Origin of the sequence: Nocardioides hankookensis, assembly GCF_042658885.1 — a bacterium.
GTDB lineage: Bacteria > Actinomycetota > Actinomycetes > Propionibacteriales > Nocardioidaceae > Nocardioides > Nocardioides hankookensis.
On record NZ_JBHSRJ010000004.1, the window covers coordinates 167448 to 188979 of the forward strand.

Sequence of the window (21532 nt, forward strand, 5' to 3'; positions counted from 1 at the left end):
CATGAACCGCCTGCGCAGCTTGTCGGTCGCGCGCCGACTGACGGCCGTCGCCGTCGTCAGCGGCCTGACGATGGCGATCCTCGGCGCCGTCGCGATCTCGGGCATCAACGACCTGCGCGCCTCGTCCGAGGAGCAGCACACGATGGATGCGGCGGTCGGCATCATCGACGAGATCGACGCGGTGTCGCTCGAGATCACCAACGACGCGTACCTCGCCGCCAGCCTCGACGACCCGTCGGGCGTCCCGGACGACCTCCAGGAGCACGTCGACGAGCTGACGAGCCTGCTCGACGAGCTCTCGGGCATCGGTCTGGAGGACACCAAGCTGGCGATCAGCACCAGCGGGGAGGACGCCCAGCAGTTCAAGGCCGCCTTCGAGGGGCATGTGACCGCCGTCAGCGCCTTCGTGCAGCAGGCGCTGGCGAACCAACCTGCCGCCCGGCACCGGCTCGACGAGCTCCAGGGCACGGCGGCGACGGTCGACGACGTGGTCACCCAGACCGTCGACCTCTTCACCTCGACGGCCGCTTCCTACAACGCGGACCAGGACGCTCTCCGCAACCGGATCCTCAGGGACACGATCGGGGTCGGTGTCCTCGGCCTGGTGCTGATGGTCACGATGATCACCCTCATCTCGCGTTCGATCGTGCGGCCGCTGCGTCGCAGCGTCTCCGTGCTGACCGCGTTCGCCGGTGGCGACCTCACCCAGCGGACCGAGGAGACCTCGACCGCCGAGCTCGGCGAGCTGGAGCACGCGCTCAACCAGTCGATCGACTCGGTGTCGAGCATCGTGACCGCGGTGCAGGGCTCGGCGGACGCGGTGGCTGCTGCGTCGGAGGAGCTGTCGGCGTCCTCGCAGCAGATCGCTGCGGGTGCTGAGGAGACCTCGGTGCAGGCCGGCGTCGTGGCGGGCGCTGCTGACGAGGTGTCGCGCAACGTGCAGACCGTGGCCGCGGGTGCCGACGAGATGGGTGCCTCGATCCGTGAGATCGCCGCGTCGGCCAACGACGCGGCCCGGGTCGCGACCGAGGCCGTCACCATCGTCGAGCGCACCAACGAGACCGTCGCGAAGCTGGGTACGTCGAGCCAGGAGATCGGCAACGTGGTCAAGGTGATCACCTCGATCGCGGAGCAGACCAACCTGCTGGCGCTGAACGCGACGATCGAGGCCGCGCGTGCTGGTGAGGCCGGCAAGGGCTTCGCGGTCGTGGCGAACGAGGTCAAGGAGCTGGCGCAGGAGACCGCGCGGGCCACCGAGGACATCGCGCGTCGGGTCGAGGCGATCCAGGGCGACACCACGGGTGCGGTCGAGGCGATCGGTGAGATCTCGACGATCATCACCTCGATCAACGACTACCAGCTGACCATCGCCTCGGCGGTGGAGGAGCAGACCGCGACGACCAACGAGATGTCGCGCAACGTCTCCGACGCCTCGACCGGCTCCGGCGAGATCGCCACCAACATCAACGGCGTCGCCACGGCGGCCGTCACGACCACCGACGCCGTCAACCAGACGCTCTCGGCCATCGGCGAGCTCGCCCAGATGGCGGCGACCCTCCGCGTCGAGATCTCTCGATTCCACCAGGGCTGATCCGCCCACCACCCCCCACTGGTAGCTAGGAAGACACAACTGTGACTGAGTTCGTCGGCTCTCGGGCCTCTGGCCACGCGCTGGTCCGCTGGTTCCGTGACACCAACGTCCGCCCCAAGATCCTCACCGCCGTCGGCCTCTCCGCCGCCGTGGCGGTCGCGGTCGGCACCCTCTCCATCTGGGCCCAGGCGGACGCCGCCACCCGCGCGGACAAGCTCTACTCCCAGAACGTCGAGGGCGTCAGCGCCGTCGAGGACATCGGGACCGCCATCGCGGGCATGCGCATCGAGGTCCGCAACGCGGCGCTCGGCCCGCTGCCCAGCCTCAAGAAGGGCGCTGACATCCGGCTCTCCCAGGACGAGGCGCAGTTCGACGACGCGGTCGCGGCGTACGACGACCTCCCGCTCGACGACGCCCGCCGCGCTCAGCTCGCCGAGCTGCAGAAGGCGGTCAAGGGCTACGTCGCGGCCGAGCGGAAGGTGCTGCGGCCGCTGACGGAGATCGACGACCTCGCGTTCTGGTGGAACGCCAACGAGCTCCAGGCACAGCCGTACGTCGAGACGATGCAGCGGCAGCTGGACGCCCTGACGGCCGCCGAGGCCGCCGACGCCGCAGCATCCGCGGCGGACGCGCACCACACCTACGCCCGCAACCGGCTGATCACGATCGTCCTGCTGGCCGTCGGGATCTTCCTGTCCGTCCTGCTCGGCTGGCTCGTCGCCCAGGCGACCGCCCGGCGGGTGGCGCGGGTCGGGGACGTCGCGCGGGCACTCGCCGAGGGCGACCTCACGCGTCGCGCCGACCTCGACTCGTCCGACGACGTGGGCACCATGGGTGCCGCGCTGGACGAGGCGACCGAGCAGCTGCGTGCGCTCATCGGCTCCGTCGTCGGCTCGGCCGACGCGGTGGCTGCTGCGTCGGAGGAGCTGTCGGCGTCGTCGCAGCAGATCGCTGCGGGTGCTGAGGAGACCTCGGTGCAGGCCGATGTCGTGGCGGGTGCTGCGGACGAGGTGTCGCGCAACGTGCAGACCGTGGCTGCGGGTGCTGACGAGATGGGTGCCTCGATCCGTGAGATCGCCTCCTCTGCCAACGACGCTGCTCGTGTTGCCAACGAGGCGGTGAGCATCGTGGAGCGCACGAACGAGACGGTGGCGAAGCTGGGTACGTCATCCCAGGAGATCGGCAACGTGGTCAAGGTGATCACCTCGATCGCGGAGCAGACGAACCTGCTGGCGCTGAACGCGACGATCGAGGCCGCGCGTGCTGGTGAGGCCGGCAAGGGGTTCGCGGTCGTCGCGAACGAGGTCAAGGAGCTGGCGCAGGAGACCGCGCGGGCCACTGAGGACATCGCGCGTCGGGTCGAGGCGATCCAGGGCGACACCACGGGTGCGGTCGAGGCGATCGGTGAGATCTCCACGATCATCACCTCGATCAACGACTACCAGCTGACCATCGCCTCGGCGGTGGAGGAGCAGACCGCGACGACGAACGAGATGTCGCGCAACGTGGCGGAGGCCTCGAGTGGTTCGGGCGAGATCGCCGCGAACATCTCGGGTGTCTCGGGTGCGGCGCAGGCGACCACGCAGGCGCTGTCGCAGTCCCGCTCGGCCATCGACGAGATGGCCCGGATGGCGGCCGAGCTGCGCTCCGCCGTCGCCTTCTTCAAGGCCTGAGTTTCGAGGCCTGAGTTTCAAGGCCTGAGCAAGGCTCCTGCAAGACCCTGACCGTGCGACCGGACCGAGGGCTACGATCGCGCCATGGCGTACTCCGTGATCGGCGGGCCGGCCCTCGGCTTCGACCTGGCTCGCCTCCCCGGCGGGCACCAGGTCGCCGGGGTGCTGCGGGCGGCGCTCGCCGCCGGGCCCGACGACCTGGAGCAGCTGGCCGCGTGCCACCCCGGTCCCGGTGACCGGGAGGAGTGGCGACGCGCCTCGGCGGCCGCCACGGACACCCCCACGATGACCGACGCGCTGGCGCTCGCCGGCGCGGCCGTCGAGGAGGGCGCAGCGGGGGAGACCGCGCTGCTCCGCCGCCTGGAGACCAGCCTGCTCGGCGACGTGCGCGCGCTCGAGCGCCTGCTCCGACGCGACCTCCTCGACTGGACCTGGCTCGACAGCGGCTCCGTCGCCGTCCAGGACCCGGTCGCCTCGCTGGCCGCCGACGTGCTCGTCGACGCTGCCGCGAGCGCCTACCTCCGCGACCAGCTCCCGGACGACCTGCGCCGGGCGATGGCCGGCCCCTACGTGCGCGCCGGGCTGGCCCGCGACCACGACGACGTCACGGTCGGGCTCCCCGACGTCGACGCTCGTCTGGTCACCTTCGCCGGTGCCGACGCCGAGGTGCGCGAGGCGTGGCGCCGGGTCGTCGACGACCTCCGCGTCCACACCGCCCAATGGGCGCCCGCGATGCACCAGGCCACCTGGGCCCTCTCGCTCGCCGACCGGCTCCGCCTCGCGTGCGACGCCCAGCTGGCCGCCGTCATCGCCTTCGAGCGCGCGGACTTCGAGGCCCGCGACGCGGCGTACGGCGTCTGGAACGCCTGGTCGGGCGTCGTCCAGGCCGGCGCCGTCAGCGACCTCCTCGCTGCCGAGGACGCCGACATCCTGCTGCGTCCCTGGCGCCTGGTCCACGACCGGTCCTGACCACCGGATCTCCGGAGCCTTTCTCACCACACCCTGCTCAGGTCGTCCGAGGGACGGCCGATGTGATCTCTTGCCTGCCGCTGCGGCTGGTGCAGAGGTTGCAGAGGTGAGGTGCAGAGCATGGCCCGGATCCGGGTACTCGTGGTCGACGACTCCGTCGTCATCCGCAAGCTGGTGTCCGACCTGCTGGCGGAGGACCCCGACATCGAGGTGGTCGGCACGGCCGTCAACGGTCGCGCGGGCCTTCAGAAGATCGCGCTCCTGAAGCCCGACCTCGTCACCATGGACGTCGAGATGCCCGAGCTCAACGGCATCGAGACCGTCCGCAGCCTGCGTCAGTCCGGCAGCCGGATCCCGGTCATCATGTTCAGCACGCTGACCGAGCGCGGCGCCGAGGCCACCCTCGACGCGCTCGCCGCGGGCGCCTCGGACTACGTCCCGAAGCCCGCGAACGTCGGCAGCGTCGGCCGCTCGATGGAGCAGGTCCGCGAGGCGCTGATCCCGCGGATCAAGTCGCTCGTGCACCGGCCCGGTGTCGTCAGCACGACGGGCACCGTGGCGCCGGTGCGCCCGGCCCCGGTCGTCCTGCGCTCCCCGGCCCCGCGTCCGTCGGGCGGCCACCGGCTGCTCGTCATCGGCGCCTCGACCGGCGGCCCGGAGGCCTTGAGCACGCTGCTGTCCGCGCTGCCGCCGCTGCCGGTGCCGATCGCGGTCGTCCAGCACATGCCGCCGCTCTTCACCACGCAGTTCGCCGCCCGGCTCAACCGGCAGCTCGACGTCGAGGTCACCGAGGCCGTCCACGGCCAGGTGCTGCGACCGGGCACGGTCTGCATCGCCCCGGGCGAGTTCCACCTCGAGGTCGTCTCCGACAAGCGTGGCCTCGTCACCCGCCTGACCCAGGACCCGCCGGAGAACTACTGCCGCCCGGCCGTCGACGTGCTGTTCCGCAGCGCCGCCGCGGCCGTCGGTGGCTCGGTGCTCGGCGTCGTCCTGACCGGTATGGGCGCGGACGGTGCCAAGGGGTCGCGCAACATCGTCGACCGCGGGGGCGCCGTGCTCGCCCAGGACCAGCACACCTCCGTCGTGTGGGGGATGCCCGGCGCGGTCACGAACGCCGGCCTCGCCGAGCGGGTGCTGCCCCTCGCCGAGCTCCCCGCAGAGATCACCCGCCGTCTCGGCCACGTCAACAGTCCAGTCAATGCAGTAGCAGGAGGTGCACGGTGACCATCAGTCCCCAGGCCTTCACCTTCGTCCGTGAGCTCGTCCGTGCCGAAAGCGCGATCGTGCTCGAGACGGGCAAGGAGTACCTCGTCGAGTCACGGCTGGTGCCGTTGGCTCGCGCGGCAGGCCATCCAGATGTCGACGCGTACGTCGCCGACCTGTCCAAGCGCCGTACCCCCGCGGCGATGAAGCAGGTCGTCGAGGCGTTGACCACGAACGAGACGTCGTGGTTCCGCGACGCCGACCCCTTCACGGCGCTGCGCCAGAACGTCTTCCCGGCGTTGGCGAAGACGCGGTCCAACCGCACGCTGCGGATCTGGGCGGGTGCGTGCTCGAGCGGCCAGGAGCCGTACAGCATCATCATGACCGCCCTGGACACCCCCGAGCTGGCCGGTTGGAAGATCGAGCTCGTCGCCACCGACCTGTCGGAGGAGATGCTCAACCGCTCGCGCAAGGGCGAGTACTCGCAGCTGGAGGTCAACCGTGGCCTGCCGGCGACGACGTTGGTCCGGCATTTCGAGCGCTCCGGCCTCAACTGGCGGATCAACCAGTCGATCAGGGACCGTGTGGAGTTCCGCAGCCTGAACCTGACCCGGCCCTTCCCGCCGATGGGTCGGTTCGACATCGTGTTCCTCCGCAACGTGCTCATCTACTTCGACCTGCCCACCAAGCGCGACGTGCTCAAGCGCGTGCGCCAGGTGATGGCGCCCGACGGCCACCTCTTCCTGGGGGCGGCCGAGATGACCATGGGCGTCGACGACGCCTGGGAACGGGTGCCTGCAGGTCGGTCTTCGGTGTATCGGATCAGAGAGGAACAGAGCACATGCGTGCGTTGATTGTCGACGATTCTCGAGCGATGCGCCGGATCGTCGGCCGCATCCTCGAGGGCGCCGGTTTCGAGGTGCTCGAGGCCGGCGACGGCCAGGAGGCACTGGGCGTGCTGGAGGGCCTCGACGGCCCGCCCGAGCTGGCCTGTGTCGACTGGAACATGCCGGTGATGGACGGCTTCACGTTCATCACCGAGGTCCGCAGGCGGTCCGAGTGGCGCTCCATCACGCTGATGATGGTCACCACCGAGAGCGAGATGGACCAGATCGTACGAGCGCTGGCGGCCGGCGCCCACGAGTACCTCATCAAGCCGTTCACTGGTGAGGCCATGCTGGAGAAGCTCGACCTGCTCGGGCTCCTCCCGACTTCGACGGGGGTCTGACATGACCATCTCAAGCGCGCCCGACGAGGCGCTCGTCCTCGCTGCCATCGAGCAGGTGTGGGGCTCCATGCTCTTCGCGTCCGCCGAGCCGTGGCCGTCCGACCGGGCGGCCGACTTCGGCACCGGCGTCCAGGCGCAGATCGAGCTGCGCGGCGACTGGAACGGTCGCCTCGTCCTCACCTGTGACAGCGACGTCGCGACCCAGATCGCCGGCGCCATGCTCGGCCTGGGGCCGGACGAGGAGCTGCCGGAGCCGGACATCCACGACGCGGTGGGCGAGGTCCTCAACGTCGTCGGCGGCAGCGTCAAGGGCGCCCTGGTGGGCACCTGGGCGCTCGGCCTGCCCGGCGTCACCGAGACCAGCGAGGCGCCGGGGCGCGACGAGTCGTTCGTCGTGTCGTGGGGCGACGCTCCGGTCTACGTCCAGATCCTCCCGGACGCGGCCTGAGCGCCGGCCGCGGCCAGGAACAGCAAGTAGTAGCGAGCAAGAAGGAAAGATCATGAAGATCCTCATCGCCGACGACAGCAAGGTCATGCGTCAGATCGTGCTGCGGACCATGCGACAGGCCGGATTCGGGCACCACGACTTCGTGGAGGCCGTGGACGGCGCCGAGGCCCTGGACAAGGTCGCCGCCGAGGCGCCCGACCTGGTCCTCTCGGACTGGAACATGCCGAACAAGACGGGCATCGAGCTGCTCCGCGCCCTGCGCGGCACGGGCAACGCGATCCCGTTCGGCTTCGTGACCTCGGAGGGGTCGGAGGACATGCGTGAGACCGCCAAGGCGGCCGGCGCGATGTTCCTGATCGCGAAGCCGTTCACGGCCGAGCACTTCGAGTCCGAGCTGTCCGGAATGCTGGGCTGACCTGCCATGCTTCCCGACCGCAAGGACATCAAGGACCTCTTCGAGGGACTGCTCGGCCGCGACGTCGACATCACGGAGGGGCGGCCGGTGGACATCGGCATCCCCAAGCCCGTGATCGCGTCGTACGTCGACGACGCGCAGCGCCTGCGAGCGGTCGCGGTGATGAGCTTCGGCCTCGCCGCCCGCTCCGGCGCGGCGCTCGCGCTCGTGCCCCGGGGTGCCGCGGAGGCGGCCGAGGAGGACCGGCTGCTGCCGGACAACCTCTTCGACAACGCCTACGAGATCTGCAACGTCCTCGCCGCGCCGTTCGGTGACGCCATGGGCACCCACCTGAGGCTCTCCGAGGCGTACGCGCCGTCGTCGCCGGTGCCCTCGCACCTGCTCTCGGTCGCGTCGCAGCTCGCCGCGCGCGAGGACGTGGACCTCGAGATCACCGGCTACGGCAAGGGCACGCTCAGCCTCGTCGTCTCCGTCTGAGAGTCGTCCGACCTGGGGGCGGCCACTGACGGTGGCCGCCCGTAGGCTGGGGCGAGATGAGTACGTCGATCCCGCTTCCCGGCCTCGAGTCCGTCGCGCCCTCCGATCCGCCTCGCCGCGGCCCGAGCCGTGACGCGCTCCTCGAGGGACTGAACGAGCCGCAGCGCGCCGCCGTGATGCACGAGGGCGCGCCCCTGCTCGTGGTCGCGGGCGCCGGCTCGGGCAAGACGCGGGTGCTGACCCGACGGATCGCCTGGCTGATCTCGGAGCGGCGCGCGCACCCGGGCTCGATCCTCGCGATCACCTTCACCAACAAGGCCGCCGCCGAGATGAAGGAGCGGGTCGAGGACCTGGTCGGCAAGCGCGCCCGGATCATGTGGGTGTCGACGTTCCACTCCGCCTGCGTGCGGATCCTGCGCAAGGAGTCCGACAAGCTCGGCTACAAGTCGAACTTCTCGATCTACGACGCGGCCGACCAGAAGCGCCTGATGACCCTGGTCTGCAACGACCTCGACCTCGACCCGCGCCGCTACCAGCCCGGCGCGCTGCTGCACTGGGTCTCCAACCAGAAGAACGAGCTGCGCGACCCCGAGGACGCCACCAAGGACGCCCGCAACAACCTCGAGGAGACGTACGCCGCGGCGTACACGACCTACCAGCGCCGCCTGCGTGAGGCGAACGCGCTCGACTTCGACGACCTGATCATGGCGACGGTCCACCTCCTCCAGACGTTCCCCGAGGTGCGCGAGACCTACCGGCGCCGCTTCCGCCACGTGCTGGTCGACGAGTACCAGGACACCAACCACGCGCAGTACGCGCTCATCCACCAGCTCTGCGCAGACAACCCTGAAGACCTCGACAGCACCGAGGAGCGGGTCGAGCCGGCGGAGCTGATGGTCGTCGGCGACGCCGACCAGTCGATCTACGCCTTCCGCGGCGCCAACATCCGCAACATCCTCGACTTCGAGCAGGACTTCCCCAACGCGACATCGATCCTGCTGGAGCAGAACTACCGCTCCACGCAGACGATCCTCAACGCCGCGAACGCCGTCATCGGCCACAACAAGGGCCGCAAGGAGAAGCGGCTGTGGTCCGAGGCCGGCGACGGCGACCGCATCGTCGGGTACGTCGCCGACGACGAGCGAGACGAGGCCCGCTTCGTCTCCGAGGAGATCGACACCCTGGTCGACGAGAAGGCCGCCCGGCCCGGCGACGTCGCGATCTTCTACCGCACCAACGCCCAGTCCCGGGTGTTCGAGGAGGTGTTCATCCGCACCGGCCAGCCCTACAAGGTCGTCGGCGGGGTGCGCTTCTACGAGCGCCGCGAGGTGCGCGACGCCCTGGCCTACCTGCGGATGCTGGTCAACCCGGCCGACCAGGTCTCGTTGCGCCGGATCCTGAACACCCCCAAGCGCGGCATCGGCGACCGGGCCGTCGCCTGCGTGCAGGCGCTCGCCGACCGCGACCGGATCATCTTCTGGGAGGCACTGCAGCGCGCCGAGGACGCGCCCGGCCTGGCCACGCGCTCGCTGAGCGCGATCCAGGCGTTCGTGGCGATGGTCCAGGAGCTCCAGTCGATGGTCGACGCGGGGGAGCGCGCCGACGTCGTGCTCGAGAGCGTGCTGGCCCGCTCCGGCTACCTGACCTCGCTCGAGGAGAGCGACGACCCGCAGGACGAGACCCGGCTGGAGAACCTCGCCGAGCTGGTCGCCGTCGCCCGGGAGTTCGCCGAGGACCCGCTCGCCGGCCCGTCGGCGGACCCGACCGACGTCGAGGCCGGCATCGTGGCGCCCGGGCTGGCCGACTTCCTGGAGCGGGTCGCGCTCGTCGCCGACACCGACCAGATTCCCGACGACGACCCCGACGACCAGGGCGTGGTCACCCTGATGACGCTGCACACCGCCAAGGGCCTGGAGTTCCCGGTCGTCTTCCTCACCGGCCTCGAGGACGGCGTCTTCCCGCACGCCCGCGCGCTCGGCGACCAGCCCGAGCTCGAGGAGGAGCGCCGGCTCGCGTACGTCGGGGTCACCCGCGCCCGCGCGCGCCTCTACATCTCACGAGCGGTGGTCCGCTCCGCCTGGGGCGCCCCGTCGCACAACCCCGGCTCGCGGTTCCTCGACGAGCTGCCGGTCGACCTGGTCGACTGGCGCCGCACCGAGGCGGCCCAGGCCCAGTGGGGCCGGCCCGACCTCAGCGGCTCCGCCGGCCAGCGCCTCGGCGCCCCGACGGTCGCCGGCCGCCGCAACTTCTCGGCCGCCGCCGTACGCGCCGACGCCGCCGCCCGCGCCAAGCCGGCCCGCGAGATCCCGAGCCTCGAGCCCGGTGACCGGGTCCTGCACGACTCGTTCGGCATGGGCACCGTCGTCGCGCTGGAGGGCGTCGCCGAGAAGGCCGTCGCCTCCATCGACTTCGGCTCCGAGGGCGTCAAGCGACTGCTGCTCCGCTACGCCCCCGTGGAGAAGCTCTAGCCCGAATCGGGACTTCTGGTCAGTCGAATCCGGGGTTCTGGTCGCGTCAACTGACCAGGACTCCGGAACGGAGTGACCGAGAGTCCGGACTCGACGTCAGGTCAGGGCTGAAGCCCGTGCACGACCAGCGCGGCGTACGGGTCGACGGGGTCGCCGCCGCCGGGACGCACCTCGAGGTGCAGGTGCGGGCCGGTCACGTTGCCGGTGGAGCCGACGTAGCCGATCAGCTGGCCGCCGGTGACGGTGTCGCCGACGTTGACGACGTACGACGTCTGGTGGCAGTACCAGAGCTCGGTGCCGTCATCGAGGGTGACGACGGTCTTGTTGCCGTAGGCCCCGTCGTAACCGACGGAGGTGACGACGCCGTTGGCGACCGCGTGGATCTCGGTGCCGCTGGGCGCCGCGAAGTCCAGACCCGTGTGGAAGTGCGACCACAGTCCGCTGTAGTCGCCGAAGCGGGCGGTGAGGTGGTAGCCGGAGACCGGCAGCTGCCACTGGTTCAGGCGGAGCTTGTCCGCCTGGTTCTGGGCCTGCTCGGCGAGCTTGACGAGGGCGGCGTTGCGCTCGCGGTTCTGCGCCTCGGCCTCGTCCTGGAGCTTGTCGTCGGCCGCGTCCGCGAGGGCGTCGCGACGGGAGTCGCGGCTCACGGTGGAGCGGTTGAGGAGGCTGACCTTGCCGATCTGGCTCGCGCCGCTGAGAGCGCTCGCCTGGCTGAACCGGGGGCTCTCCTCGCCATGGAGCCCGCCGGCTGCGGTCACCGCGCCACCGGCCGAGATCGCTAGTGCCGCCAGGCCCAGCAGGACCGGAGCGCCGGGGAGGCCGCGGAAGAGGGGAGCGCGCGAGGAGCTGCGGCGCGCGCCGGGCCTGGAGGGCTCGGTGCGCGGCGTGTGGGTCGCGCGGACGCCGCCGATGCGCGACGTCTGGTAGACGGTCGGGCGCTCCGCGAGCTCGCGCGGCGGGTAGACCGTGACCGGGAGCACCTGCGTCTCCTCGTCCTCGCGGAGGACGGGGGCGGTGCGGACGGCGGGGGACTGGGCGGACCTGCGGCCGGGCTTCTCTGCGCGACGCTTACCCGCGACCGGGGTCGGGAGGTCCGAGGGACGGCGGCCGGGGCCGCGACGTACCGCTCGGTGGTTGCCCATACGTTTGCTTCTCCGCTGCTCGGGGTTCAGACGGCGAGGTGCGACTGTAACGGATTGATCACGGAGCCGGGTAACCAACGCCGAGAACTTGTGGACGAAAATCGTCGAGGACGACCTTCTCATGACTTCGCCCAGAACTGACATCGGCCGTTCGGTCACGCTCCACACCCTGCGTGTCGACTTTTTACCTTCGACGCCGCGACGTGGTGCGGCTCACGCCTGGGCTAGCCTCGCGGGCATGACCTCCTCACCGGGTGCAGCGGTACGTCGGATCCGCATCGTCGTGGGCAAGCCGGGGCTCGACGGGCACGACCGCGGCGCCAAGATCGTCGCCCGCGCGCTGCGCGACGCCGGCCACGAGGTGGTCTATACCGGTCTCCACCAGACCCCGGAGCAGATCGTCGAGACCGCGATCCAGGAGGACGCCGACCTGATCGGGCTCTCCGTGCTCTCCGGCGCGCACATGACCCTCTTCCGGCGCCTGCTCGAGCTGCTCGCCGAGCGGGACGCCTCCGACATCGTCGTCTTCGGTGGCGGGATCATCCCGGAGGAGGACATCCCGGTGCTCGAGGACCTCGGGGTCGCCAAGGTCTTCACCCCGGGCGCGACCACCGGCGAGATCAGCGGCTGGGTGGCCGAGCACTTCGCGGAAGCCTCCGGCTGAGCGCGGTCCAAACCCCTGCCGTCCGTGCCCCACGTCACGTCTGCCCGGCCTCGTCGTACGCCGAGGGACGGGTCTAGGGTGCGAGAGACACCCTTGAGTACGTGGCGGGCGCTCTGCTCCTCGACGGGGCAGCGCCCTGCCCGCTCCGAGAACTAGAGACTTGGTGGATCTGTGGATCTGATGGAATTCCAGGCGAAGGAGCTCTTCGCCAAGCACGGTGTGGCAACGACCCTCGGCGCCGTCGTCGAGACCGCGGACGCGGCCAAGGCGGCTGCCGAGCAGCTCGGTGGCGTGACCGTCATCAAGGCCCAGGTCAAGGCCGGCGGTCGCGGCAAGGCCGGCGGCGTGAAGCTCGCCAAGACGGCCGACGAGGCCTTCGAGCACGCGTCGAACATCCTCGGCATGGAGATCAAGGGCCTGACCGTCAACCGCGTGCTCGTCACGCCGGCGACGCCGCCCGAGGAGGAGTACTACTTCTCCTTCCTGCTGGACCGCGCCAACCGCCAGTACCTCTGCATCGCCTCCGTCGAGGGTGGTGTCGAGATCGAGGAGGTCGCGAAGACCAACCCCGACGCGGTCAAGCAGATCGCCATCGACCCGGGCACCGGCGTCGACGCCACCAAGGCCCGCGAGATCGCGACCGAGGCGAAGTTCCCCGAGCCCGTCTTCGAGCAGGCCGTCGAGATGATCGAGGCGCTCTACAAGGTCTTCGTCGAGGAGGACGCCACGCTCGTCGAGGTCAACCCGCTCGCGCGGCTGGCCGGCGACAAGCTGGAGGCCCTCGACGGCAAGGTGTCGCTCGACGACAACGCCTCCGAGGTGCGTCACCACGACCACGAGGCGTTCGAGATCAAGGACGAGACGGACCCGCTCGAGGCGAAGGCCAAGGACAAGGGCCTCAACTACGTCAAGCTCGACGGCCAGGTCGGCATCATCGGCAACGGCGCGGGCCTGGTCATGTCGACGCTCGACGTGGTCGCGTACGCCGGCGAGGCGCACGGCAACGTCAAGCCCGCCAACTTCCTCGACATCGGTGGCGGCGCCAACGCCCAGGTGATGGCCGACGGCCTCGACGTGATCCTCAACGACCCGCAGGTCAAGAGCGTCTTCGTGAACGTCTTCGGTGGCATCACGGCGTGCGACGAGGTCGCCAACGGCATCAAGGGTGCGCTCGAGATCCTCGGCGACGCGGCGACCAAGCCGCTCGTCGTACGCCTCGACGGCAACAACGTCGACAAGGGCCGCGCGATCCTCGACGAGCTGAACCACCCGCTGGTCACGCAGGTCGACACCATGGACGGCGCGGCCGACAAGGCCGCCGAGCTCGCGAACGCGTAAGGACGAAGAAACAGATGTCTATCTACCTCAACAAGGACTCCAAGATCATCGTCCAGGGCATCACGGGCGGCATGGGCTCCAAGCACACCACCCTGATGATCGAGTCCGGCAGCAACATCGTCGGTGGCGTGAACGCTCGCAAGGCCGGCACCACCGTCGAGCTCGCCGGCACCACCCAGCCGGTCTTCGGCTCGGTGGAGGAGGCGATGAAGGAGACCGGCGCCGACGTCTCGGTCGTCTTCGTGCCCCCGGCCTTCACCAAGGACGCCTGCATCGAGGCCATCGACGCCGGCATCGGCCTGCTCGTGGTCATCACCGAGGGCGTGCCGGTCCAGGACACCGCCGAGGTCTGGTCCTACCTCCAGTCGGACAAGAACCACTCCGGCACCCGGATGATCGGCCCGAACTGCCCCGGCATCATCACCCCGGGCGAGTCCCTGGCCGGCATCACGCCCCACACCATCGCGGGCACCGGCCCGATCGGTCTCGTGTCGAAGTCGGGCACGCTGACCTACCAGATGATGTACGAGCTGAAGGACTTCGGCTTCTCGACCGCCATCGGCATCGGTGGTGACCCGATCATCGGCACCACCCACATCGACGCCCTGGCCGCCTTCGAGGCCGACCCCGACACCAAGGCGATCGTGATGATCGGCGAGATCGGCGGCGACGCCGAGGAGCGGGCCGCGGCGTACATCAAGGACAACGTGACGAAGCCGGTCGTCGGCTACGTCGCGGGCTTCACGGCCCCCGAGGGCAAGACCATGGGCCACGCCGGCGCCATCGTCTCCGGCTCCTCGGGCACCGCTCAGGCGAAGAAGGAGGCCCTCGAGGCCGTCGGCGTGAAGGTCGGCAAGACGCCGTCCGAGACCGCCGCCCTCATGCGCGAGGTCCTGCAGGGCCTCTGACCCACCGCCTACGTCGACCCGCCCGGGAGTCCCGGGCGGGTCGTCGTCATTTCCCGCAGGCGTCGGCGGAGAAGACGCACATCAGCTTCTCGACCCCGTGCGCGCGGTTCTGCAGGAGCTGCACCGTCTGCTGGCCGACCTCGACGGAGCCAGCGCTGCCGAAGTAGGTCTTGTCCAGCAGCAGCGCGTTGCCGACCCGGGTCACGACGTAGGCGTTGCCCTCACCGGTCGGCCCTGCGGAGTCGCCGTACTGGTCCATGTAGGCCAGGGCGTCGTCGCCCGAGGTGGCGCGCAGCTTGACCGGCTGGATGTAGTCGCCGCCACCGGTCGACTGGTCCGGGCAGTCGACGACGGCCTGGCGCATGGCGGCCAGGGCGTCGGTCGCTGCGCCCTCGGTCGGGTAGAGGGCGAGGGTGCGCTGCTCGCCGCCCTCGGCGAGGTCGCTCCAGACGGCGCCGAGGACGTCGGTCGTCTCCGGCTGCTCCGGCGTCCAGACGTCGCTGCCACAGATCGCGATCGACGAGAACACGACCTCGCCGCGCTCCTTGCCGACATGGGCGGGATCGTCGGTCGTGCCCATCCCGTCACCGAGCGCGAAGTCGTCGGGCACCGACGTCACCCAGGTGACCTCGTGGGTCGTGGGGGACGCGCTGTGGGCGACACCGGGGTCGCGGCTGCTGCCGGTCGTGTTGTTCGACGCGGCCATCGCGATCGGTGTCGCGATGATCGCCACCGCGGCGACCCCGCCGATGGCGGCGAGCGCGTTGTTGCGGCGACGCATCCGGGTGCCGCGACGGCGTACCTCGGAGGCGGGGAGCGGGTTCATGGTCAGTCCTGGGTCGGTGAAGTTCTCGAGCTCGTCGATGGGGTCAGGCATGGCTGAGTCCTTCCTCGTCGGCGAGCAGTGCGGCCAGCGCGGCGCGGCCCCGGCTGAGCCGGGCCTTGATGGTTCCTTCGGGTACGCCGACCTCGCGGGCGACGTCGTGCACGGGCAGGTCGGCGATGTGGTGGAGCACCAGCGCCTGCCGCTGTGCCTCGGGGAGCTGCTTGAGGGCCGCGACCAGGGCGACGTGTGCCTCGCTGGGCGCCGCGCTCTCGAACGCCGGGCCGACGGCCCGGTCGACCGGCCGGCGGCCGCGCACGGTGCGCCGCCAGCGGCTGACGGCCAGGCGGTACGCCGTCGTGCGCACCCACGCTTCCGGGTGCTCGGCCTTCTCGAGCCTTCTTCGGTGCGCCCAGGCGCGGACGAACGCCTCCTGCACGCACTCCTGCGCCTCGTCGCGGTTGCCGATCATGGCGTAGACCTGGCCGGTGATCCGCTGGAACGACGCGGCGTAGAAGTCGTCGAACTCGCGTTCGTCCATCGACTCTGGTCCCGTCTCGTCAGGTCAGCAACGGTTGCTGATCGTGGGGGATACGCCCGAGCGGGACCCACGGTTGCATGCGGGACGAGAAAAGTTCCGGAGGCGCTCAGCCGGACTTCGGGGGCGGCATCTCCGACAGCCGGTCGAGCGCGCGCTGGGTGAGTGCGACGAACGCGTCCTGGTCGATCGTGACGCCCTTGACCGGCACGAAGCCGACCTGGGCGACGGCGGTGCCGTCGCGGACGATGCCCATCAGGAAGTTCATCGTCCTGTCGTCGGTGACCTCCGTGCTCACCCGCCACACGGTGAGCTCGGTGTCGCCCTTCTGGGTGGTGCGGAGGCGGGTCACCCGGGTGCCGATCTGCTTCTTCGAGCAGCGGCCGAGCTTGTCGCGCACGTCGCCGACGAACGCCTTCGCCTTGCCGGCCGGGAGCGTGCCGACCGTCTCGGTCAGCCCGAACTCGTCGGGCAGCTTGGCCTCCGGCACCAGGAACGTCCGGGTCACGTTGTTGCTGATCCCGCCGGAGTCGAAGTCCGTGCCGTCGCAGTGCGTCGCCGCCGGGTTGGTCATCGCCTTCCGCGGCTCGGTGCCCACCCACGGCCGGTCGACGCCGGCGGCGGGTGGCAGGTCGACCTCGTCGAGCATCCCCGGGACCTGGGCGACCGGGACCGGCGCGGTGACGGTCGGCTTCGGGTCGGTCGTGCAGGCTCCGCCCTCGGGCAGCTCGCAGAGCTGGTTGACGCCGGTGCCGAGCAGCTTGGCCACGGCGGCCGGACGGGGGCCGTCGCCGGCCGCGCTGGTGCTGACGGTCGTGGTCGTGTAGCTGCCGGTGCGGGCCACCGCGGCCACGATGTCGGAGTCCGGGTCAGTGCGCGTGTTGAGCGTGAAGAGCATCGCCTCGTCGCCGACGCCGGAGAGCTCGTAGGTCTCGACCAGCTGCGCCCGGTTGTCCCGGCAGGCCGCGAACCAGCCGACGGCCGCGTCGAAGCTGCGCTCGGCCGCCCGTTCGGTGTGCGCCGCCTCGGCGGTCTGGGCGAGCGTGGGAGCGGGCTTCTTGCCCTGCTGCTTGCCTGCCTGCTGACCCTGCTGCGGGGCGAAGGTGCGGAACACCGCGGCGTCCGGCCGGTTGCGCGGTGCGGCGTACCGCGTCTGCTGGCAGGCCACCGCCTTGCCGTCGCCCGCGGAGTTGTCGTCGGTGGTCGCGACCGTCCAGCCGCCCTTGGTCGACACGAGTCGGCTGGCGCTGTCGGCCCCGAGCATCGTCTCCTCGGGCAGGTCGACGACCGTCGACCCCGGCTCCGGTGCGTGGGTCGGCTCGACCCGCTCGCCGGCGAGCGTGGGTCGGACGCCGTCGGCGTCGGTCACCAGCGTCCCCGCGACCACCAGGGCCGCCGCCGTCGCCACGACCCCGATCACGGTGTGGGTACGCCGGCGGGTCGCGCCGGCGCGGCGCAGGATCGTGGGCCGCGGCCAGCGGTTGGTCTCGACGTGGCTGCGGACCGCCTCCAGCACCGAGCGCACCTCGGTCGAGGGCACCTCGCGGTGCAGGGAGAAGGTCGACGTCGCGGTCTGGAGCTCGCGCTCCGCCTCGGTGCGGGGGAGCCCGACCTCGCGCGCCATCGCGGTCAGCGAGCTGCTGGTCAGCTCGGTCACCAGCAGCACGCGGCGCTGGGTCATCGACAGCCGGCCGAGGGCGTCCAGGGTCGCCTTGACGTCGGGGTCGAGGTTCTTCTCGCGGTGCCACAGCTTCGCCGTGTGCCGGCGTACGGCGTGCCGGCAGGCGTGCTCGCGCACCCAGGCCTCCGGGTCCTCGACCCGCGAGACCTTGCGCCAGTGGTGCCAGGCGACGACGAAGGCGTCGCGCACCGCTGCCCGCGAGGACGGGAGGTCGCCAGTGAGGCAGTACGTCAGCAGCAGGAGGCGGGTGCGGACGTCCTTGTAGAACTGGTCGAACTCGTCGGGCTCGGTCATGGCGCCGTCCACGGTAGCCGGACGCCCCGATCCGTGCCGATTCGGCGTGTGCACCCGGATCCGGCGCCCGCGGCGGGCGATGATGGCGACACCATGACGTCGCTGCTCCCCGGATCGCTCTCGACCGGACCGGCCTCGGTCGCGCGCGGCCGAGGCGCCTCTGACGCGCGGCACCGGTCGCCGCTGGTGCCCGTCGCCCTCCTCGGCGGCGTGGTCGCGGCGGGTGCGACGCTCCTGATCTGTCTGGCGGTCGGGGTCGTGGGCTGGTTCCTCGCCGACGCGGGTGCACACGGAACCCCACGCGGGGGGCTTCGCGTGGGGGCGCTCGGTTGGCTGCTGGCCCACGGCTCCGGACTCAGCGTCGACGGGGTCGCCGTCACCCTGGTCCCGCTCGGGATCACGGCCCTCTGCGCGTGGTCCTGCTGGCGGGTCGGGCACCGGGTCGGCGACGCGATCTCGGGCCACGGCCCCGACGCCGACCGGATCGCCGACGGGGAGCGGGACTGGACGGTCCCGATCGCCGCCTCGATGTTCACCGTCGGCTACCTCCTCGTGGCGATCGTCACAGGCGTGGTGGCCTCCACCCCCGAGACCGCACCGTCGCTCGCGCGGGTCGTCGGCTGGTCCTTCCTGATCTCCGCGGCCTTCGGCTGGGCCGGCGTCGCGACCGGCTCCGGGCGGCTCGCGATCTGGGCGACCGTCGTACCGCCCTGGATGCGCGCCGCGCTCGCCGGCGGCCTGCGGATCCTCGGCGCGTTCCTGGTCGTCTCGACCGCGGTCTTCCTGGTCGCCCTCGCGGTCGACTTCGGTACGGCGGCCAGCGTGATGTCCCGCCTCCACCTGGGTGCCGGCGACGCGACCGTCTACACGCTCCTGACCGCGATGCTCGTCCCCAACGCCTCGATCTTCACCAGCAGCTACCTGCTCGGCCCCGGCTTCCTGGTCGGCACGGGCACGGTGGTCTCTCCGACCCTGGTGTCGCTGGGCCCGGTCCCGATGTTCCCGCTGCTGGCGGCGCTGCCCGACAACGGCGCCACGCCGGCGTGGGCGACCTACCTGGTCGCCGTGCCCCCGGTCGTCGCGGCCGTGGCGGCTGCCCGCGCCCAGCGCCGCACGCCCACCCTCCGGTGGGAGGAGGGCGCCCTGCGCGGCTGCGTCGGTGGCGTGACCGCCGGCATCCTGCTCGGGATCCTGGCCGCCGTCGCCGGCGGTGCCGCGGGACCCGGCCGGATGCAGTCGGTCGGCCCGGACGCGATGGACGTGCTCGTGCACGCGGTGACGGCATTCGGTCTCGGCGGCGTCGTCGGTGGCCTGGCCATGACCTGGTGGCAGCGCCGCGCCGCCCGCCACGCACCCTAGACTCCTCGCGTGCCCGAGCCCGCTGCCGTCGTCGTCCTCGTGTCGGGTGCCGGCACCAACCTCCAGGCGCTGATCGACGCCTCCACCGACCCGGCGTACGGCGCCCGCGTGGTCGCCGTCGGCGCCGACCGTGAGGGCATCGAGGGCCTGGCGCGCGCCGAGCGCGCCGGCATCCCGACCTTCGCCGTGAAGCTCAAGGACTTCGAGAGCCGCGAGGAGTGGGACGCCGCGCTCGCCGGCGCCGTCGCGGCGTACGACCCCGACATCGTCGTGCTCGCCGGCTTCATGAAGCTCGTGGGCACCACGTTCCTCGGCCTGTACGGCGGCAAGGTGGTCAACACCCACCCCGCCCTGTCCCCGTCGTTCCCCGGGATGCACGGGCCCGCCGAGGCGCTGGCGTACGGCGTGAAGGTCACCGGTGCGACGCTCTTCGTGGTCGACCCGGGCGTCGACACCGGCCCGATCATCGCCCAGGCGACCGTCCCGGTCGCCGACGACGACACCGTCGAGACGCTGCACGAGCGGATCAAGGGAGCCGAGCGGACGATGCTCGTCGCGTCGGTCGGCCGGATGGCCCGCGACGGCTTCGTGGTCGAGGGGCGCCGGGTCCGGATGGGCGGCCTCGGCCCTCTAGACTGACGCCACACGACTGGCGAAGGTGGGACCACCACCAGGGAGTGACGCCGGGAGCATCGACCGCCTGGGTGCTTCCCCACGCCGAGCAGGAGTGTCCCCATGTCTGACCACCGGATCCCGATCAAGCGCGCACTGGTCTCCGTCTACGACAAGTCCGGGCTCGAGGACCTCGTCCGGGCGCTCCACGACGCCGGCGTCGAGCTCGTCTCCACCGGTGGCTCGGCGGCGCTGATCGCCGGGCTGGACCTGCCGGTCACCAAGGTCGAGGACCTGACCGGCTTCCCCGAGTGCCTCGACGGGCGCGTCAAGACGCTGCACCCGCGCGTGCACGCCGGGATCCTCGCCGACCGCCGCCTCGACTCCCACGTCGAGCAGCTGGCGGAGCTCGGTGTCGAGCCCTTCGACCTCGTGGTCTCCAACCTCTACCCCTTCGTGCAGACCGTCGCCTCCGGTGCGACGCCCGACGAGTGCGTCGAGCAGATCGACATCGGCGGCCCGTCGATGGTCCGCGCGGCCGCCAAGAACCACCCGTCGGTCGCGATCGTCACCTCCCCGGACCGGTACGCCGACGTGGTCGCCGCGCTGGCCGACGGCGGCTTCACCCTCGAGCAGCGCAAGCGGCTCGCCGCCGAGGCGTTCGTGCACACCGCGTCGTACGACGTCGCCGTGGCGTCCTGGATGGGCAACGTCCTCACCGACACCTCCGACGGGACCGGGTTCCCGGCCTGGACCGGCGCGACCTGGGAGAAGGCCGCGGTGCTGCGTTACGGCGAGAACCCGCACCAGCCGGCCGCGCTCTACCGACACTGGCGGGGCGGCCTGGCCGCAGCCGAGCAGCTGCACGGCAAGGAGATGTCCTACAACAACTACGTGGACACCGATGCCGCCCGCCGGGCGGCCAACGACTTCGACGACCCCGCGGTCGCGATCATCAAGCACGCCAACCCGTGCGGCATCGCGGTCGGGGCCGACGTCGCCGACGCGCACCGTCGCGCCCACGAGTGCGACCCGGTGTCCGCCTTCGGCGGCGTGATCGCCGTGAACCGACCGGTCTCGGTCGAGATGGCGCGTCAGGTGGCCGAGGTGTTCACGGAGGTGATCGTCGCGCCGGCGTACGACGAGGGCGCGGTCGAGGTCCTCCAGGGCAAGAAGAACATCCGGATCCTGGTGTGCCCCGTCGACGCGCACCCCGACCCGGTCGAGTTCCGCCCGATCAGCGGAGGGATGCTTATGCAGCGCGTCGACCACGTCGATGCCGAGGGCGACGACCCGTCGACCTGGACGCTCGCGACCGGCTCGGCCGCCTCGCCCGAGGTGCTCGCCGACCTGGCGTTCGCCTGGCAGGCCTGCCGCTCGGTGAAGTCCAACGCGATCCTGCTCGCCAAGGACGGCGCGTCCGTCGGCGTCGGCATGGGCCAGGTCAACCGCGTCGACTCCTGCAAGCTCGCCGTCGAGCGCGCGGGGGAGCGGTCGGTCGGCTCGGCCGCCGCGTCCGACGCGTTCTTCCCGTTCGAGGACGGCCCGCAGATCCTCATCGACGCCGGCGTCACCGCGATCGTCCAGCCGGGCGGCTCGGTGCGCGACCAGCTCACCATCGACGCGTGCAACGCGGCCGGGGTGACGATGTACTTCACCGGCACCCGGCACTTCTTCCACTGATCATCGAACGGCAGGATG

At 71.1% G+C, this 21532-nt stretch carries 20 protein-coding genes and 1 riboswitch; of the genes, 16 read left to right on the top strand and 4 right to left on the bottom strand.

All coding sequences use genetic code 11. From position 1 onward, the window contains the following. The first annotated feature begins 1 nt into the window (after window position 1). The 10 genes from ACFPYL_RS07195 (at window position 2) to pcrA (ending at window position 10472) form a co-directional block, all read left to right on the top strand. Complete coding sequence (locus ACFPYL_RS07195) at window positions 2–1591, top strand: methyl-accepting chemotaxis protein (protein ID WP_379152320.1); 1590 nt, start codon at window positions 2–4, stop codon at window positions 1589–1591. Window positions 1592–1632: 41 nt separating this feature from the next. Continuing rightward, a complete protein-coding gene (locus ACFPYL_RS07200) occupies window positions 1633–3264 on the top strand; it encodes a methyl-accepting chemotaxis protein (RefSeq protein WP_379152323.1) in 1632 nt (543 codons plus the stop codon). A gap of 84 nt (window positions 3265–3348) precedes the next feature. Beyond that, complete coding sequence (locus ACFPYL_RS07205) at window positions 3349–4233, top strand: hypothetical protein (RefSeq protein ID WP_379152326.1); 885 nt, start codon at window positions 3349–3351, stop codon at window positions 4231–4233. Window positions 4234–4353: 120 nt separating this feature from the next. Next, a complete protein-coding gene (locus tag ACFPYL_RS07210; RefSeq protein ID WP_379152329.1) occupies window positions 4354–5457 on the top strand; it encodes a protein-glutamate methylesterase/protein-glutamine glutaminase in 1104 nt (367 codons plus the stop codon). After that, window positions 5454–6290, top strand: coding sequence for a CheR family methyltransferase (locus ACFPYL_RS07215; RefSeq protein WP_379152332.1), 837 nt, complete (start codon window positions 5454–5456; stop codon window positions 6288–6290). Before ACFPYL_RS07210 ends, ACFPYL_RS07215 begins: the two co-directional genes overlap by 4 nt. Window positions 6291–6310: 20 nt before the next feature. Continuing rightward, complete coding sequence (locus tag ACFPYL_RS07220; RefSeq protein WP_379152335.1) at window positions 6311–6664, top strand: response regulator; 354 nt, start codon at window positions 6311–6313, stop codon at window positions 6662–6664. Window position 6665: 1 nt separating this feature from the next. Then, window positions 6666–7112: a chemotaxis protein CheX gene (locus ACFPYL_RS07225; protein WP_379152339.1), complete on the top strand. Its 447-nt coding sequence runs from the start codon at window positions 6666–6668 to the stop codon at window positions 7110–7112. A 52-nt stretch (window positions 7113–7164) separates the two neighbouring features. Next, complete coding sequence (locus ACFPYL_RS07230) at window positions 7165–7527, top strand: response regulator (RefSeq protein WP_056150815.1); 363 nt, start codon at window positions 7165–7167, stop codon at window positions 7525–7527. Window positions 7528–7533: 6 nt separating this feature from the next. Then, window positions 7534–8004, top strand: coding sequence for a hypothetical protein (locus ACFPYL_RS07235; protein ID WP_379152343.1), 471 nt, complete (start codon window positions 7534–7536; stop codon window positions 8002–8004). Window positions 8005–8060: 56 nt separating this feature from the next. After that, entirely contained in the window at window positions 8061–10472 is a 2412-nt protein-coding gene (pcrA, locus tag ACFPYL_RS07240; RefSeq protein WP_379152346.1) for a DNA helicase PcrA, read from the top strand. Window positions 10473–10573: 101 nt separating this feature from the next. Here the strand turns inward: pcrA and ACFPYL_RS07245 are convergent, their stop codons facing one another. After that, the gene (locus tag ACFPYL_RS07245; protein WP_379152349.1) at window positions 10574–11614 is read right to left on the bottom strand and encodes a M23 family metallopeptidase; all 1041 of its coding nucleotides are present in this window, start codon (window positions 11612–11614) and stop codon (window positions 10574–10576) included. Window positions 11615–11852: 238 nt separating this feature from the next. On the opposite strand from ACFPYL_RS07245, the gene ACFPYL_RS07250 reads away from it, so the two are divergent. From ACFPYL_RS07250 to sucD, 3 genes are all read left to right on the top strand, one after another. Further along, on the top strand, window positions 11853–12278 hold the full coding sequence (locus ACFPYL_RS07250; RefSeq protein WP_379152353.1) for a cobalamin B12-binding domain-containing protein: 426 nt from the start codon (window positions 11853–11855) through the stop codon (window positions 12276–12278). A gap of 171 nt (window positions 12279–12449) precedes the next feature. After that, the gene (sucC, locus tag ACFPYL_RS07255) at window positions 12450–13616 is read left to right on the top strand and encodes an ADP-forming succinate--CoA ligase subunit beta (RefSeq protein ID WP_379152356.1); all 1167 of its coding nucleotides are present in this window, start codon (window positions 12450–12452) and stop codon (window positions 13614–13616) included. A gap of 14 nt (window positions 13617–13630) precedes the next feature. Continuing rightward, window positions 13631–14524, top strand: a complete 894-nt coding sequence (gene sucD, locus ACFPYL_RS07260; protein ID WP_379152359.1) for a succinate--CoA ligase subunit alpha — start codon at window positions 13631–13633, stop codon at window positions 14522–14524. Window positions 14525–14570: 46 nt separating this feature from the next. Here sucD and ACFPYL_RS07265 read toward each other — a convergent pair whose 3' ends face one another. From ACFPYL_RS07265 to ACFPYL_RS07275, 3 genes are all read right to left on the bottom strand, one after another. Next, entirely contained in the window at window positions 14571–15401 is an 831-nt protein-coding gene (locus tag ACFPYL_RS07265; protein WP_379152362.1) for a hypothetical protein, read from the bottom strand. Continuing rightward, complete coding sequence (locus tag ACFPYL_RS07270; protein WP_379152365.1) at window positions 15394–15888, bottom strand: RNA polymerase sigma factor; 495 nt, start codon at window positions 15886–15888, stop codon at window positions 15394–15396. The genes ACFPYL_RS07265 and ACFPYL_RS07270 overlap by 8 nt, the downstream gene beginning before the upstream one ends. A 106-nt stretch (window positions 15889–15994) precedes the next feature. Then, entirely contained in the window at window positions 15995–17860 is a 1866-nt protein-coding gene (locus ACFPYL_RS07275) for a hypothetical protein (RefSeq protein WP_379152368.1), read from the bottom strand. 93 nt (window positions 17861–17953) lie between these two features. Here ACFPYL_RS07275 and ACFPYL_RS07280 point away from each other — a divergent pair, with 93 nt between their 5' ends. The 3 genes from ACFPYL_RS07280 (at window position 17954) to purH (ending at window position 21514) form a co-directional block, all read left to right on the top strand. Next, window positions 17954–19219 (top strand): cell division protein PerM, encoded by a 1266-nt coding sequence (locus tag ACFPYL_RS07280; RefSeq protein ID WP_379152371.1) that lies wholly within the window; start codon window positions 17954–17956, stop codon window positions 19217–19219. Window positions 19220–19228: 9 nt separating this feature from the next. Continuing rightward, window positions 19229–19858 (top strand): phosphoribosylglycinamide formyltransferase, encoded by a 630-nt coding sequence (gene purN / locus ACFPYL_RS07285; RefSeq protein ID WP_379152373.1) that lies wholly within the window; start codon window positions 19229–19231, stop codon window positions 19856–19858. Further along, window positions 19855–19932: riboswitch (ZMP/ZTP riboswitch) on the top strand. It overlaps the preceding gene by 4 nt. A gap of 22 nt (window positions 19933–19954) precedes the next feature. Continuing rightward, window positions 19955–21514: a bifunctional phosphoribosylaminoimidazolecarboxamide formyltransferase/IMP cyclohydrolase gene (gene purH / locus ACFPYL_RS07290; protein WP_379152376.1), complete on the top strand. Its 1560-nt coding sequence runs from the start codon at window positions 19955–19957 to the stop codon at window positions 21512–21514. Window positions 21515–21532 lie beyond the last annotated feature (18 nt).